The 14,789-nt window shown below is 66.9% G+C and carries 9 protein-coding genes; 4 read left to right on the forward strand and 5 right to left on the reverse strand.

Annotation, left to right across the window (positions count from 1 at the left end; all coding sequences use genetic code 11):
- Nucleotides 1-11 precede the first annotated feature (11 nt).
- The 4 genes from VHC04_RS20970 to VHC04_RS20985 all read right to left on the reverse strand — a co-directional run bounded on the left by VHC04_RS20970 (nucleotide 12) and on the right by VHC04_RS20985 (nucleotide 7,056).
- Nucleotides 12-1,712 (reverse strand): AMP-binding protein, encoded by a 1,701-nt coding sequence (locus tag VHC04_RS20970; protein ID WP_325684690.1) that lies wholly within the window; start codon nucleotides 1,710-1,712, stop codon nucleotides 12-14.
- Nucleotides 1,713-1,721: 9 nt separating this feature from the next.
- Entirely contained in the window at nucleotides 1,722-4,970 is a 3,249-nt protein-coding gene (locus VHC04_RS20975; protein ID WP_325684691.1) for a carboxyl transferase domain-containing protein, read from the reverse strand.
- 79 nt (nucleotides 4,971-5,049) lie between these two features.
- Nucleotides 5,050-6,264 carry an ABC transporter substrate-binding protein gene (locus VHC04_RS20980; RefSeq protein ID WP_325684692.1) on the reverse strand — a complete coding sequence of 405 codons (1,215 nt, stop codon included), beginning with the start codon at nucleotides 6,262-6,264 and terminating at the stop codon, nucleotides 5,050-5,052.
- 96 nt (nucleotides 6,265-6,360) lie between these two features.
- Nucleotides 6,361-7,056, reverse strand: a complete 696-nt coding sequence (locus tag VHC04_RS20985) for a Crp/Fnr family transcriptional regulator (protein WP_325684693.1) — start codon at nucleotides 7,054-7,056, stop codon at nucleotides 6,361-6,363.
- 359 nt (nucleotides 7,057-7,415) lie between these two features.
- Here VHC04_RS20985 and VHC04_RS20990 point away from each other — a divergent pair, with 359 nt between their 5' ends.
- On the forward strand, nucleotides 7,416-7,880 hold the full coding sequence (locus VHC04_RS20990) for an Lrp/AsnC family transcriptional regulator (RefSeq protein ID WP_325684698.1): 465 nt from the start codon (nucleotides 7,416-7,418) through the stop codon (nucleotides 7,878-7,880).
- A gap of 63 nt (nucleotides 7,881-7,943) precedes the next feature.
- Here VHC04_RS20990 and VHC04_RS20995 read toward each other — a convergent pair whose 3' ends face one another.
- A complete protein-coding gene (locus tag VHC04_RS20995) occupies nucleotides 7,944-9,485 on the reverse strand; it encodes a long-chain-fatty-acid--CoA ligase (protein ID WP_325684694.1) in 1,542 nt (513 codons plus the stop codon).
- A gap of 494 nt (nucleotides 9,486-9,979) precedes the next feature.
- Here VHC04_RS20995 and cysE point away from each other — a divergent pair, with 494 nt between their 5' ends.
- The 3 genes from cysE to VHC04_RS21010 all read left to right on the forward strand — a co-directional run.
- Nucleotides 9,980-10,840 (forward strand): serine O-acetyltransferase, encoded by an 861-nt coding sequence (cysE, locus tag VHC04_RS21000; RefSeq protein WP_325684695.1) that lies wholly within the window; start codon nucleotides 9,980-9,982, stop codon nucleotides 10,838-10,840.
- An 836-nt stretch (nucleotides 10,841-11,676) separates the two neighbouring features.
- Complete coding sequence (locus tag VHC04_RS21005; RefSeq protein WP_325684699.1) at nucleotides 11,677-13,710, forward strand: type I secretion system permease/ATPase; 2,034 nt, start codon at nucleotides 11,677-11,679, stop codon at nucleotides 13,708-13,710.
- On the forward strand, nucleotides 13,707-14,789 hold a 1,083-nt coding region (locus VHC04_RS21010; RefSeq protein ID WP_325684696.1), incomplete at its 3' end, for an HlyD family type I secretion periplasmic adaptor subunit. The genes VHC04_RS21005 and VHC04_RS21010, both read left to right, overlap by 4 nt.

A 14,789-nucleotide genomic window follows, 5' to 3' on the forward strand; every position in this document is an offset into this window, starting at 1 on the left:
CCTTTGGCTGGTCATGAGGTCAGCAAGGCCGCCAGTTCGTTCTTCTTCACCTTGCCGGTCGCGGTCAGCGGCAATGCGTCGACGATGATGATGCGTGGCACCTTGAAGCCGGACATGTTCTTCCGGCACCAGGCGGTCAACGCCTCCTCGGTCACGTCGTTCGCCTCGACGCGCAGGCGGATGAACGCCACCGGCTGCTCGCCGCGTTCCGGGTGCGGAACGCCGATGACGCCCGATCCGATCACATCGGGGTGCTGACCCAGCAGCGCCTCGATCTCGGCGGGGAAGACGCTCATGCCGTTGACCTTCAGCATCTCCTTGCGCCTTCCAAGGTAGTGCAGGAATCCCTGCTCATCCACCACGCCGTTATCGCCGGTGCGGAGCCAGCCGTCGCGCAACGCCGCGGCCGAGGCGTCGGGCCTGCGCCAATAGCCTTTCAGCAGGGAGGGGGAGCGGATGCAGATCTCGCCTTCCTCCCCCAGAGGCAGCAGGGCGCCGGTTTCGAAGTCGCATACCTTGAACTGGGTGCCTGGCATCGGCAGGCCGACGAAGATCGGCCGCGACTTCAAGTCCGCATCATCCGCCTGCTGCCCGGCAGTGAAGGTATCGAAGGTCTGGGTCTCGGTCATGCCGAAGGCCGCCTCGATCAGGGTGCCGCCGGTCAGCGCCCGCCATTGCTGCCGATAGGCGACCGACAGTTTCTTCACGAAGGAGGACACGTACAGTCCCTGCAATGAGCGCAGGTCGTAGTCGCGGACGCTGGGGTGCTCCATCACCTCCACGATGCTGTCGACCAGGGCATAGGCTTTGGTTACCTGGTAGCGATCCACCGCCGCCATGAAGCCTTCCGCGTCCCAGCGCGCCATCAGCACCAGCGTGCTGCCGCAGAACAGCGGGAAGATCAGCGCGAGGTCCTCGCCGGCGATCCAGAACTCCGGCACGAAGTTCAGCGTCACGTCCTCTTGCGTCAGGCCAAACCCGATCACCGCGCCGGTGGCGGCGGTGTAGATCATGTCGCGCTGGGTATGGACGCAGCCCTTTGGCATGCCGGTGGTGCCGGATGTGTAGTTCAGCGCCGCGACCGCATCCAGGTCGGTCGCGGGCGGTGGGGGTGGCGTCGTGACCGCCCGCAATGCCGGCAGCAGGTCGATCGCGTCGTCGCATGGGATTTTCGCCGCGGCGACCGTATCCGGAACCGGAATGGTCGGCACCGCCGGCAGCGCGTCGGACAGGGCGGTGACGAACACCGTGGCAACGGCCTCACGTTCCGCCTGCCGCACGATCGGCATCAGCTGGTCCAGCGCGACGATGACGGTCGCGCCGGTATCCTGCAACTGGTACGACAGTTCCAGCGCCCGCGACATCGGGCTGACCGGCGCATGGATCGCGCCCGCCTTCAGGATTCCCAGGAACACCACGTGGTATTGCGGGCAGTTCTGCATGAACACGCAGACCGGATCGCCCGGCCTCACGCCGTGTGCGGTCAGCAGCGCGGCGAACCGGTCGCTGGCTTCATCCAGTTCCGCATAGGTCGTGACGGCGCCGTAGAAGATCACCGCCGGCTTGTCCGGCTGCACCTCCGCCCAGCGGGCCAGGTAGTCACCCAGCGCCACCTCGCCGAACGGATACACCGGTTCGCGGGGCCGGTCCGCCGGCCAGGCCCTGGCCCACAGGGATTCCAGATGGGCGAGATAGTCCGTTTCCTCTGTCATCACTCCTCGCTACCACGTATCGATGTTGCGGCGCTTCTTGGCGGTCCGGTCGGGCTTCGGCGGCACCGAGGCCAGGCCGCGCATGATCCAGTCCCGTGTCGCCGCCGGATCGATCACGTCGTCGATCTCCAGGAAGCGGGCGGCGCTGATGCCCTTGCCGCGCTCATACAGGTCGGCCAGCTTCGTTTCATAATAGCGCTGCTTCTCCGCCGGGTCCTCGATCGCCGCCAGCTCCTTGCGATAGGCCAGCCGCACCGCGCCCTCCAGCCCCATGCCGCCGAACTCGCCGGTCGGCCAGCACACGGTGAACAGCGCCGAGTGAAAGCTGCCGCCGCTCAGCGCCAGCGCGCCCAGGCCGTAGCCGCGGCGCAGCACCACGGTGAAGGTCGGCACTTCGATATTCGCGCCGGTCACGAACAGGCGGCAGGCATGGCGCACCAGCGCTTCCTTCTCCGCCGCCGGGCCCACCATGAAGCCGGGCGTATCGCACAGCGTCACCACCGGCAGGTCGAACGCGTCGCAGAGCTGCAGGAACCGGCTGCCCTTGTCGGCACCGTCGGCGTCGATCGCGCCGGCCAGGTGCATGGGGTCGCTGGCGATCAGGCCGATCGGCCGGCCCTCGATCCGCACCAGCGCCGTCACCAGGCATTGCCCGAAGCCAGGCCGCAATTCCAGCACGCTGTCCACGTCCGCCAGCGTCTCGATCACCGTCCGCACGTCGTACGCTCGGCGCCGGTTCTCCGGGATCAGCCGGCGCAGCGCCGCCTGATCGGCGCAGGACCAGTCCGCGACCGGCCCCTGGAAGTAGGACAGGTACCGCTTTGCCAGCTCCACCGCGTGCGCGTCGTCGCGTGCCACCAGATCGATCACGCCATTGGCGCTTTGGACCGGAACCGGACCAACCTCCTCGGGCCTGAACACGCCCAGCCCTCCGCCCTCGATCATTGCCGGGCCGCCCATGCCGATCGACGATCCCTCGGTCGCGATCACCACGTCGCAGCAGCCCAGCAGCGCCGCGTTGCCGGCGAAGCAGCGGCCGGAGCTGACGCCGACCAGCGGCACCAGCCCCGACAGGCGGCCGAATTGCCGGAACGTGTTGGTCTCGATGCCGACGCCAAGATGGTCGGTCTCCCCCGGACGGCCGCCGCCGCCCTCGGTGAAGATCACCACGGGCAGGCGCCATTGTTCCGCCAGCTCGAACATCCGGTCCTTCTTGGCGTGGCCCATCCAGCCCTGGGTGCCGGCGAACACCGTATAGTCGTAGGCCAGCACGGCGCAGCGCTGGCCATTCACCGAACCGATGCCGGTGACGATGCCGTCGGCGGGGCTGATATCGATCAGCTCTTCGACCGGCCGGCGCAGCCGCTGCGCGGCGACCGCCAGCGCGCCATATTCGACGAAACTGTCCGGATCGCACAGTGCGGCAACGTTTTCCCGCGCGGTCATCTGGCCGGTCTTGCGGCGGCGTGCGACGGCGGCGGGACGCGCCGGGTCCAATGTCACCGCGTGCACCGCCAGCGTTTCCGCCAGGTCAGCGCGGATCGCGTCCGCGTTCGCGGTTTCATCCGCAACCGATTCGCCGTCCGCCGCCTCGCCGGGCTCGATGAACAGCAGCGGATGCCCGCGCTTGACCAGGTTGCCGACAACGCCGGCGATGCCGCGCACCGTGCCGGCGACTTCGGCGCGCACGGTCAGCTCCAGCTTCATCGCCTCCACGATGGCGACGACCTGGCCCTCGGCGACCATGTCCCCGATCTCGACGTCGATCGAGATGACCAGCCCGTCCATCGGCGACGCCACGGCCAGCGTGCCGGCCGGCGCCTCCGCGACCGTTTCGGCGACGCCTTCACTGTCCGCCCCGTCGAAATACAGCCGCGGATGCGCCCCGCCCGCATTCACCAGTTCGGTGATCCGTCGCTCCACGAAGCCGGTGTCGATCCGGTCCGCACGCACATCCGGATGGCGGCACAGGCTTTGCGCCAGCGGAATGTTGGTCGGCACGCCGTCGATGCGGAACTCGCACAGGGCACGATAGGCGCGGGCCATGGCATCCGCCCGGGTCGGTCCCTGCGCGATCACCTTCGCCAGCAGGCTGTCGAAGCGCGGAGAGGTCGTGTAGCCGACATAACCGAAGCCGTCGACGCGCACGCCGGGCCCGGATGGCGGATCATAGGCGGTCAGCGTCCCGGCCGATGGCAGCGTGTTCCCCGCCGCGTCGATCGTTTCCATGTTCACGCGGACCTGCACCGCCGATCCATGCGGCCGCGGAATATCCGCCTGGCGCAGGCGAAGGTCGGCGAGACTCGCCCCGGCGGCGATGCGCAACTGCGCCTGCACCAGGTCGATGCCGGTGATCTGCTCCGTCACCGTGTGCTCCACCTGCAGGCGCGGATTGGCCTCGATGAAGATGAAGCGGGCGCTGTCGGGCTGCACCAGGAACTCGAACGTGCCCAGGCCGCGATAGCGCGCCGTGCCGGCCATGCACAACGCCGCCTCCAGCAGGCGCTGCCGCAGGCCGGATGTCAGGGCGGGGCAGGGGGCGCACTCCACCAGCTTCTGGTGCCGGCGCTGCAGGCTGCATTCCCGCTCCCACACATGCGAGACCTCGGTGCCGTCGCCGATGATCTGCACCTCCACGTGGCGGGCGGGACGGATCAGTTCCTCGGCGTACAGACTGCCGTCGCCGAACGCGGCCTGTGCCTCCGAGGCGCAGCGGGCATAGGCCTCATCAACCTCCGCCGGGTCGGAGACGATGCGCATGCCACGCCCGCCACCGCCGGCGACTGCCTTGATCATGATCGGCGCGTCCAGCCATCGGGCGAAGTCCGCCACCTGTGCCGGCGTGGCCGCCCCATCCGTGCCGCGCGCCAGCGGCACGCCGCAGCGCGCGGCAAAGGCCCGAGCCTGTGCCTTGTCGCCGAACAGGGATAGCGTGTCGGGATCGGGGCCGACGAAGCAAAGTCCGGCCTCGGCGCAGCGGCGCGCGAAGCCGGCATTCTCACTCAGAAACCCGTAGCCCGGATGGACCGCGTCGCAGCCGGTCGCCTCGGCCACCAGCAGCATTTCCGAAATGTCCAGATAGGCCGCGGGACCGGAGCCGCGCAGGGCGTGCGCGTCATCGGCGCGGCGTACATGCAGGGCGTGCGCGTCATCCTCGGCATACACCGCGACAGTCGCAATCCCCAGCTCCGCCGCCGCCCTGGCGATGCGGATGGCGATCTCGCCACGATTGACGATCAGCAGGCGAGTCAGCGGCATTCCGGCGGAACCTCTGGGCAAGGTCATAAAGGCGGCTGCACCATACCGGAGCCCCGCCGCCGCGAACATCCGCGCCAGGTCAGGCCTTCACCAGCGGACAGTCGCTCTCGGCCAGCGGGCGGAACCCGGTTGCGGCGGGGATGGTGCGGCGGATCGTCAGCAGGTCCCATTCGCCTTTGGACTCGGCCGGTGTCTTCACCTGCACCAGGAACCGGTCGAACACCATCTTGCCGTCCGCCCTGACCTTGCCGCCCTTGGTGAACACGTCGTCGATCGTCATGCCGTGCAGCACCTTCATCACCGTCTGCGCCTCATCCGAGCCGGCCTGGGACACGGCGCGCAGATAGTTCAGCACGGCCGAGTAGGTCGCCGCGTGGGTGTCATTCGGAATCGATCCCGCGGCCGCCCGATAACGCTTTGCCCAGGCGCGGGTCTGGTCGGTCTGGTCCCAGTACCAGGAGGTGGTGAACTGCAGCTTCTGCGCCATGCGGGCACCCAGCGCCTGGATATCGCTGAGGAAGATGATCGGCGTGACGAAATCCTGCTTTGCCGGCAGGCCGAACTCATTGGCCTGCTTGTACGCATTGGTTGCATCCGTGCCGGCATTGCACAGCACCACCACCTGCGCGCCGGATGCCTGCGCGGCCAGCAGTTGCGACGCAAAATCGGACGTGCCCAGCGGGTGCCGCACCGACCCCAGAAGCCTGCCGCCGCCCGCGGTCACCGCCGCCTGGCAGTCGGCGGCCACGATGTCGCCAAACGTATAGTCGGCGATCAGGAAGAAGAACGTCGTCTTGCCTTCATCGATCATTGCGCGGATCAGCGGCCGCGACATCGCGTAGGAATCGTGCGCCCAGTGGATCGACAGGGGGGAGCATGCCTTGCCGGTCAGGATCGAGGTTCCGACCGAGGTATAGATGGCGATCCGGTCGAACTGCGTCAGCAGCGGCTGCGCGCCCAACGCCACCGAGGTATTGCCGAAATCGGCGACCATGGAGACGTTTTCGGGTCCGAACCACTCCTTGATGGTCGCCAGCCCGACATCCGCCTTGTTCAGATGATCGGCGCTGAGGATCTCCACCGGCCGGTTCAACACCGAGGAGCCGAAATCGGCCACGGCCATGCGCGCTGCGACCACCGCGCCCGGCCCCGACACCGCGGCATAGGGCCCGTTCATGTCATTGATGATGCCGATCCGCAGCGGCCCCGCCGCACGTGCGCGGCCCGCGGGCACGGCGGCCGCCAGCATTCCCGCCGCGGCGCCAAGCAGCGCGCGCCGTCCTGTTCCGATCATATCGTTTCCTCCGTTTTTTTGGACGATCCAGGCGTGCGTCCCCGCCGTCAACCCCGGCGGACCGGCCGGCCGCTACGCCCCCGTCGCCGACGGCCGCTACTCCCCGTCGCGGACGAAGGCGGCCAGGCTTTCCGGCTGGCAGATGGCGATATAGCTGTAGCTACGGGAAACCCAGCCATTCGCTTCGAACCGGCCCAGGGTGCGGTTGACGAGGTGGCGGGAGGCGTTCGCCATCTCTCCCAGCTCCGCCTGGGTCAGGCGGAAGCCGGCCGGCGCGTCCGGGGCGCACGCCTCCAGCGCCCCGGTCACTCGCAGCAGCGTGGCCGCGATCCGGCAATCGGCGCGGCGGATCAGCAGATCGGTGATCACGCCGGCGGCGACCCGGAACGCGTCGTCCGACAGGCTCGCCAGCGCGCGGGTGAAGGCGGTGCTGGAGCGGGAGAGCCGTTCCATCTCACGCAGGGGCAGATAGATCAGGCAGCTGGGTCCGGCGGCGCGCGCCGCGGCGGCGCGGCCTCGGCGCGCCAGGATCGGCGCATGGCCGAACCAGAACCCGCGCCGCACGATATGCGCCAGCGTGGAGCCGGTGCTGGGCGACGCGACATGGATGCCGATCGCGCCTTCCGCCACGCCATAGATGCCGCCGCCGGTATCGTCGATCTGGTAGAGCAGCGTGCCGGTATCGACGTGCATCAGCCGCGACCGCCGCAGCACCTCATTCTGAACCCCGCGCGGCTGTTGTGACAGCCATCCCCAGCTCCGCGCGACGCTCTCCGCGTCCTTCCGATCCATCCCCCTGTTCCTGGTCTCTGTCGTCAGGATCTCCGTCCCCAGGTCATTTTTGCAGGGCCGCCGTCCTGGAGCTGTTTCCCGCCCCATGAAGGTGTTCCACCCGGTTGCTGATCCTGCGTCTCAGCCCGCACCAGGCATCTTGTCAAAATTCGGCCCTGATTGTCGCGAATACGATAATCCTGGAGGCCATATGGCGGTAGTCTTTCAAACCAATGACGGGCGGCTGACCAACACGAAAGGGGGGATCGCGGATGCTGCGAACGGCGCAGCGCGGGGCGACGCGTGTTTCGCTCGGCCCCGAGGGTGAGGCGGGGGAGGTTGTTCCCTTGTCGGCACACAAGGCGGGACACCGCCGCAAGATGATCGAGCTGGACGCGATCGACCGGCGCATCCTGGCCGCTCTGCAGGAGAATGGCCGCATGACCAACCTCGCGCTGTCGCGCAAGGTCGGCTTGTCCGCGCCGCCTTGCCTGCGGCGGGTGCGGGCGCTGGTGAAGGCCGGCGTCATCCGAGGGTTCCATGCACGCATCAATCCGGACGTGCTGGGCTGGCATCTGACCTTCTTCGCCATCGTCGAGCTGGAAAGCCAGAAAGGCGATGCGCTGGATGCGTTCGAGGCGCTGGTGGCCGACTGGCCCGAGGTGCGGGAGTGCCACATGATCCGCGGCGGTGGCGATTTCCTGTTGCGTCTCGTCGCGCGTGACACGGTGCATGAAAATGAGCTGACGCAGCGCCTGACCCGGGCGCCATCGGTCAACCGGGTGCAGACGCTGCAGACGATCCGGACCAGCCGCAACCTGCCAGGCGTGCCGATCGGCGTCTGACGCAAGCCTCCAGCGACGTCGCACGTCAGCCGTCTCGATCTCGGAATATCGGGCGGCAGGGCGTCACGCCACGCGTTTTTCGCGCCCGGCCCAGAACGGTTCGCGCAACGGCCCTTTCAACACTTTCCCGGCGCCGGATAGCGGCAGCGGCAGGTTCCGGATTTCCACGCTGCGCGGGCATTTGTAGCCGGCGATCTGCGTGCGGCAATGCGCGATCACATCCTCGGCGGTGATCGTGGCGCCGGTGCGCGGCACCACCACGGCGTGCACCGTCTCGCCCCATTTGTCATCGGGAATGCCGATCACCGCGACCTCGGCCACGCCGGGCAGGGTGGAGATCGCGCTTTCCACCTCGGCGGAATAGATGTTCTCGCCCCCCGAGATGATCATGTCCTTCAACCGGTCGACGATATACAGATAGCCTTCCTCGTCCATGATGCCGCCGTCGCCGGAATGATACCATCCGCCGCGCAGCGCCGCGCGCGTGGCCTCGGGCTGATTCCAGTAGCCCAGCATGATGTTCGGGCCGCGCACCTGCACCTCTCCCATCGTGCCGCGCGGTACCGCCTGGTCATTGGCGTCGGCGATGCGGATATCCACCATCAGCGCGGCCCGGCCGCAGCTTTTGAGGCGTTCGCCCTGCGGTTCCTTGTGCAGGTCGGAGGAAGTGACCAGCGGCGCCGCCTCGGTCATGCCATACGCGTGCACGAAGGTGACGGTCGGCAGCACGCCGCGGATGCGCTGCAGCACCGCCTCCGGCATTGGCGAGGCGCCGTAGGCACAAATCCGCCAGGAGGAGGTATCGGTGGTCGTCACGTCCGGATGGTTGGCGACGGCGGCGGCCATGGTTGGCACCAGCAGCGCGTTGGTCACGCGGGTTCGGGCGACTTCCTTCAGCAGATCCGCCGGGTCGAAGCGCGGGATGAAGACATGGGTGCCGGCGATCATGGTGACGGCGTAGGTCGAGGCGCCGTCCGCCAGATGAAACATCGGCCCGGAATGGATATAGACGGCGCCGGGCCGGTAGTCGAAGGCGGTGACCACCATGATGGCATTGCTGACCAGGTTGCGGTGCGTCAGCATCACGCCTTTCGAACGGCCGGTGGTGCCGCCGGTGTAGAAGATCCCCGCCACGTCATCGTTCGCCGCGGCTTCGGGCAGCGGTGCATCGGCCGCCAGCAGGCTCTCGAACCCGCGCAGCCCGCCGCCCGGCGCGTCGGCATCCAGATGGACGATGTCGCGGACCGCCGCCAGCTCGGTCAGCTTGTCCAGCATCGGGACGAAGCCGGTATCCAGCATGAGCATCCGGGCACCGCTGTCCTTGAGGATGTAATCGATCTCGGGCGGCGCGAGGCGGGTGTTGACAGGCACGATGATGGCCCCCAGCGCGGGAATGGCGAACATCGCCTCAAAATACCGGTCGCTGTTCAAGGCCAGGATGGCGACGCGATCGCCCTTGCCGATGCCCAGCGCGGCCAAGCCGGCGGCCAGCCGGCGGATGCGTTCGGCGCACTGGAGCCAGCTGTGCTCCCGGTCGCGGAAGATCGTCGCCACGCCGTGCGGGTTCACCATCACCGCGCGGTTCAGGCTTTGAGTCAGATACATGGTTTGCCTCCCGTTTATTCGTTGCCGCCACGGTATCGCGATTGGCGGCGGCGTGACAGTCGGAAACGCGCCCCCCGGGGGAGGCTTTCGGGGGAGGCTTTCGGGGGAGGCTTTCGTTGCCGAAGCCGCATGGCGGACCTTTATGTGACGGTTGTATGGGCGGCTCGGGGATCACCTTGCGGCTGCGGGCGGACGGCGGACGAAGCACCACGACGAAGCACCTTCGTCGTCCTTCCCCGGCGGACGAGGAATGCGAGCCATCGCTCGTGGCTGACCGCCGCCCGGTTTGGACCTTGACATCCGCGGCCGCCGGAGACGTCTTCCGCGACCTGCCTGTCGACGGACGTATGTGTGTGGGTGTGTGTGCAGACCGGGCGGCTGGTGGCCGTGGCGCGGAACCGATCGGCCATGCCGTCATATCCGCGGGGACTTGACGTCGCCCCCGCGCGACCAAAGATAGGCCTACCGAACTGTAATCCTGCGAAGGGGTCGTCATGACGCGCCCAGTTTCGAGCCACTTGACGCTGGTGCATGACCAGCAGGACCCCGCGAACGATCCGCTTTGGGTGCAACTGCGTATGGAGGCCGAGGAGGCCTACGAAAAATCCCCTAAGCTGGCGCCGTTGTTCTTCGACTCCATTCTCAATCAGCCGAGCTTCGAGGTCGCGGTCTTTCACCGGGTCGCGGCGCGGCTGAAGAATGACGTCATCTCCCTGTCGGTGATCGTGCAGTCCTTTGCCAAGGCGCTGGCCGACGATCCTGGCATCGGCGCTGCCCTGCGCGCCGATATAATGGCGGTGTTCGAGCGTGATCCGGCGGCCGACCGGCTCATGGAGCCGTTCCTGTATTTCAAGGGCTTCCACGCCATCCAGGCGCATCGGTTGAACCACTGGATGTGGCAGACCGGCGACCGCGATTTCGCTCTGTATTTACAAAGCCGCTCATCCGAGGTTTTCCAGACCGACATCCACCCCGCCGCGCCTTTCGGCAAGGGTATCTTCCTGGACCATGCCACCGGCTTCGTGGTGGGGGAGACGGCGTCGATCGGCGATAACGTCTCCATGCTGCACGGCGTGACCCTGGGCGGCACTGGCAAGGAGTCCGGCGACCGGCATCCGAAGGTCGGTTCCGGCGTGGTGATCGGGGCTGGCGCCAAGATCCTGGGCAACATCACGGTGGGCGACCATGCGCGGATTGCCGCCGGCTCGGTGGTGCTGAAGGACGTGCCGGCGCACGCCACCATGGCCGGCGTTCCGGCGAAGGTGGTGCGGATCGCCGCGTCCGATGAGCCGGTGAAGGAAATGGATCAGACGCTCTCCGACTGCACGTATGAGGCGTTCAACTACTCCATCTGACACCGGTCGGCCGGGGGCCGATCGGCCAGGCTGGCAATGGCGTTGCTGGACCGGGACATCCCAACCTTCGCGGCGGCGATGGCTATGTGGACGAGGCGAAGACCGAGGTCCGGCACATGGCCTCGTTGACGAACCCCGCCGACCGGTCGGTGCTACCAGGTAACAACTCCCTTGATCCGGCCGAAGGGATATCGGCTGGTCTGTTTTCGGATGAGGATATCGGTGCACTTGGCAACCTGCTCATGGGTCGGCCGCGTCCTGGCGGACCCGAGCGATGCTATCAAGGTAAGCCGAGGCGGGACGAGTGCTCCGGCGACGCGGCGTGATGCGAGGCTTGCGGGTTGCCAACCCGATCCACGGGCCATACAGGACAGAACCCCGCGCTCGCCCTGACTATATTCCCGAGACCTGTGCAATACTTGTGCGAACGCGCGTCAATACACGCGGCTGCCCCTTGTGCCGCGCTATGAATTGCATGGACTGCAGAGATACAGACCGTGGATTTTCGCCCCCGCTTTGTGAAAGGCATGCGATAGGTCCGAAACGATCTACTATTGTCAAGCAGAGCGCGCGACAATGGGGACCGGGATGGCGTCGCCGCGGGATGGCGTTGGGTGTCAGTCCCGTTACCCGTGTAACACTTCATCACATAAACTCACATTGACCCTGTGACAACGGTCAAGCAACCTGGACATTACTAGGTTGTTCTGGTCCGGAGGGAACATGCCATGGAGGCAGTGAGCGCCGCATCACAAGCGGACGATGAGCCTCCTCCTTGGGCCCAATCACTCGCGGCGTTGATGCGGCTGCAGGAACGGCCGGTCGATGTCACGCAGATGACACGTGAACTCGGCACGCCAGTTCCGGCGACAATGGATGTCGTCCGATATGTCAGGGCGAACGACCTCCGGTGCCGCGCAACCAAAATATCTCGGCAGGACCTGCCAAAAGCTGCGCTGCCCGCCATTGCGATCATGAAAGAACAGAAAGGCTATGTGCTGGTCGCGAGAGCTGCGGCCGATCGCGTCCTGATACTCGATCCGGAAACGCATCGTCCTGCCATTCGGCCCATGGCGGACTTCTTGTCCGGCTGGGCCGGCCAGCTCATCCTGATCACGCGCCGCCAGGGTTTGTCGTCGCTCGGTCGCCGCTTCGATATCGGCTGGTTCCTTGGCGCGGTGCGGAAATACCGCGGAATACTGGCAGAAGTCCTGATTGCCAGCCTGTTCCTGCAGATCTTTGCTCTTCTTTCTCCGCTGTTCTTCCAGGTGGTGATCGACAAGGTCCTCGTGCATCGCGGCCTGTCGACCCTCGACGTGATCGTTTTCGGCCTGGTCGCCATTGCCCTGTTCGAGGCCATGCTCGGCTATCTGCGAACCTATGTCTTCAGCCACACCACCAACCGTATCGATGTCGAACTTGGCGCGCGGCTTTTCCGGCACCTGCTGGCGTTGCCGTTGCCCTATTTTCAGGCGCGGCGAGTGGGCGATTCCGTCGCGCGCGTGCGCGAACTGGAAAATATCCGGAACTTTCTGACCAGTTCCGCGCTCACATTGGTCATCGACCTGATCTTCACCGCCGTCTTTCTCGGTGTCATGGCCTTTTACTCGTTGCCGTTGACCGGGATCGTGCTGGCGTCGCTGCCGGTCTACGCCGCGTTGAGCGTGACTGTCACGCCCCTGTTCCGCCGCCGGCTGGACGAAAAATTCCGCCGCGGCGCCGAGAACCAGGCCTTCCTGGTGGAGGCGGTGTCGGGTGTCGAGACCTTGAAGGCGATGGCGGTCGAACCGCAGATGCAGCGGCGATGGGAAGAGCAGCTCGCGGGCTATGTCGGCTCCGCCATGCAGGTCGCCACCCTGTCGAACGGTGCCACCCAGGCGATCCAGCTTATCAGCAAGCTGGTCACCGCGGCGCTGCTGTTCCTCGGCGCCAAGGCGGTGATCGCCGGCGACATGACCGTGGGCGAACTGGTCGCTTTCAACATGCTGGCGCAGCGCGTCAGCCAGCCGGTGCTGCGGCTGGCCCAGCTTTGGCAGGATTTTCATCAGGCGCGCCTGTCGATCGAGCGTCTCGGCGATATCCTGAACACGCCGCCCGAGGTCTCGGGGCCCAGCCGCACGGTGCCACCGGCGATCCAGGGGGCGGTGCGGTTCGAGCATGTGCGCTTCCGTCACCGCGTGGATGGTCCGGCGGTGCTGGAGGATATCACGCTGGAGGTACGTCCCGGCGAGGTCATCGGCATCGTCGGATCCTCGGGCTCCGGCAAGAGCACGCTGGCGAAGCTGTTGCAGCGCCTCTACGTGCCCGAGGCGGGACGGATCCTGGTGGATGGGATGGATACCGCCGTCATCGATCCGTCCTGGCTGCGCCGCCAGATCGGTGTGGTGTTGCAGGAGAATGTCCTGCTGAATCTGTCGGTGCGGGCCAACATCGCCCTGGCCGATCCGGCGATGTCGACGGAGCGGGTGATGGCGGCCGCGGCGGTTGCCGGCGCGCACGACTTCATCCTGGAGCTGCCCGAGGGATATGACACCCTGGTGGGGGAGCGAGGCGGCTCCCTGTCGGGCGGGCAGCGTCAGCGCATCGCCATTGCCCGGGCGGTCGCCACCAATCCCCGGATCCTGATCTTCGACGAGGCGACCAGCGCGCTGGATTATGAGAGCGAACGGATCGTGCAGCAGAACATGCACCGGATCTGCCGCGGGCGGACCGTGTTCATCATCGCGCACCGGTTGAGCGCGGTGCGGCACGCCAACCGGATCATCACGCTGGAGGCAGGTCGCCTGGTGGAACAGGGCACCCACGAAGAGCTGGTGCGTAGCGGCGGGCGCTACGCGGCGCTGCACTGCCTGCAAGCCGGTGCGGCATGAACGGGGAAACGCCATCCGTCATGCCGGCGCAGCGGGCGTTCCTGCCCGCGGTGCTGGAAATCCTGGAAACGCCACCGAATCCGGCCGGTCGGGCGATCATGGCGACGATCGGGGCGGCGCTGCTGGCGGCCGTTGCCTGGGCGGGCCTGGGCAAGGTCGATATCATCGCCACGGCGGACGGCACTGTCATTCCGGTTGGCAAGTCGAAGGTCGTGCAGCCGCTGGAGTCGGGCGTGGTGCGCGCGATCCGCGTGACGGACGGCGATCATGTCCAGGCGGGGCAGGTGCTGTTCGAGCTGGACGAAACCGTTGCCGTGGCCGAGCGGGACCGGATCGCGCGGGATTGGCGGAAGGCGCGGCTGGATGTGGCGGGGCTGCGGGCGCTCGCGGCCGGTCTTGGGGATGATGCCGGGCCGGAGGGGTTTGTCCCGCCGGCCGACGTTCCGGCAGAGGAAATCGCGATCGAACGCGACGCGATCGCCGCCCGCGCGCGAGAGCAGCGGCAGAAAGGGGTGTCCCTGCGCCAACAGATCGCGCAGAAGACGGCCGAGGTGGTAGAGAACGATGCGACGATCGCGAAGCTGTCGGCCGGGTTGCCGATTCTACAACAGAAGCGTGATCTATACCGGTCGCTGTTGGATATCGCGTTCACCAACAAGATCGCGTGGCTGGATGCCGAGCAGGCATGGTCTGATCAGGCACACCAACTGGCGATCCAGCAGGCACATGGCTCGGAGACATTGGCGACACGGGCCGCGCTGTGGGCCGCGCTGGATCAGGGGCGCGCGGAATATGCCGGCGGCGTACTGAAGGACTTGGCGGAGGCGGCACAGAAGGCTGGCGAGCTGGAGCAGCAATATGCCGCCGCCGCGCACAAGGCCGAGCAGACCGTGCTGACGGCACCGATCAGCGGGACGGTGCAGGGGCTGGCCATGCACACCGTCGGTGGCGTGGTGACGCCGGCGCAAGCGCTGCTGACGGTGGTGCCGGATGACGCGCCGGTGCTGATCGAGGCCGAGATCCAGAACCAGGATATCGGGTTCGTGCATGCCGGGCAGGAGGTGGAGGTGAAGGTCAGG

Source organism: Rhodopila sp. (assembly GCF_035548095.1).
Classification (GTDB): domain Bacteria; phylum Pseudomonadota; class Alphaproteobacteria; order Acetobacterales; family Acetobacteraceae; genus Rhodopila.

Coding starts and splice junctions, on each gene's coding strand:
- VHC04_RS20970 (WP_325684690.1), bottom strand. CDS start 1,712: ATGACAGAGGAAACGGACTATCTCGCCCATCTGGAATCCCTGTGGGCC.
- VHC04_RS20975 (WP_325684691.1), bottom strand. CDS start 4,970: ATGCCGCTGACTCGCCTGCTGATCGTCAATCGTGGCGAGATCGCCATC.
- VHC04_RS20980 (WP_325684692.1), bottom strand. CDS start 6,264: ATGATCGGAACAGGACGGCGCGCGCTGCTTGGCGCCGCGGCGGGAATG.
- VHC04_RS20985 (WP_325684693.1), bottom strand. CDS start 7,056: ATGGATCGGAAGGACGCGGAGAGCGTCGCGCGGAGCTGGGGATGGCTG.
- VHC04_RS20990 (WP_325684698.1), top strand. CDS start 7,416: ATGATCGAGCTGGACGCGATCGACCGGCGCATCCTGGCCGCTCTGCAG.
- VHC04_RS20995 (WP_325684694.1), bottom strand. CDS start 9,485: ATGTATCTGACTCAAAGCCTGAACCGCGCGGTGATGGTGAACCCGCAC.
- cysE (WP_325684695.1), top strand. CDS start 9,980: ATGACGCGCCCAGTTTCGAGCCACTTGACGCTGGTGCATGACCAGCAG.
- VHC04_RS21005 (WP_325684699.1), top strand. CDS start 11,677: ATGACACGTGAACTCGGCACGCCAGTTCCGGCGACAATGGATGTCGTC.